This is a genomic window from Deltaproteobacteria bacterium (assembly GCA_011773515.1).
In the GTDB taxonomy this organism is placed as follows: Bacteria; Desulfobacterota; Deferrimicrobia; order J040; family J040; genus WVXK01.
Genome location: WVXK01000111.1, coordinates 5,655 through 6,580 on the forward strand (window position 1 = coordinate 5,655; position 926 = coordinate 6,580).

At 65.7% G+C, this 926-nt stretch carries 1 protein-coding gene; it reads right to left on the reverse strand.

The window, feature by feature from the left end; genetic code table 11:
* Positions 1–5 precede the first annotated feature (5 nt).
* Positions 6–926: hypothetical protein (locus tag GTN70_11800; GenBank protein NIO17642.1), on the reverse strand; the 921-nt coding region annotated here is incomplete at its 5' end.

Here is a 926-nt window from a genome sequence, read left to right on the forward strand (position 1 = left end):
TCCCATCAGCTCTCGACCCCGGGTTTCCGGGAATGCCCGGTTCGGGGCGTCCATGCTTCCGAAATTGCCCGGTCCGCCAGTTGCCGTATCTGCGACCGCTCCGTTTCCGTCATCGGCCTGCGCGGAGGACGCGGAAGGGGAATGCGGTTGCGGAAGAGGGCGATCGACTTGCGGAACTCGCTGCTGCTCCCCGCCTGTCCGAAGTAGTAGGCCTCCTCCCCGTACTGGACTCCCTCCGTGATGTTCCTGATGACCAGATCGAGGGCGTACCGGTAGACGGCGCCCCTTCTGCCCACCGTCTCGGCCTGATGCAGGTACCCCTTGACCTGCACGTCCTCGGTGATGATCGACGGGTCGATGGGGCGGCCCGTTTCGTCGTCGATCAGGGGCTCCTCCCAGCGCAGAACAGCCTGGTGGCGCTCTTTCATGGCTCTGCGGAGGGTGTCGTCGGTGCCGCGGCAGTGGCCCGCGGCGAGGTGGTATGCACGGGCCAGGGAGTTCCCGGGAACGAGCTCGGAAACCAGCCCGTGGGCATAGGCATCCTCGACGCTCATCGGCTGACCGGTCAGGATCGTGTCGACGGCGAAGAGCAGACCACTTCTTTGGCCGAGGCGGGATTTCTCCGCCATCAGCCGGACCAGGCGCTGGGTACCCCCGAAGCCGGGAATCAGGTTTATGTAGGTCTCGGGCTGGCCGAGGTAGATGCGCTCCACGCGCGATGCGACCACGTAGTGTGCCGCGGCCACGAGCTCGGTCCCGCCACCCAGAGCCAGGCCTCCCAGGTTCAGAACGACGGGGATCTTGAACGCCTCGATGATGCTCATCGTTTCCTGCGCCAGCGCCGCGAGGTCCGTTATCTGCTCATCGTCCAGAACGGAAAGCTCGTCGCTGTTCTGGCCTGGAACGAAGGCCCGGGTGCCCTCGGC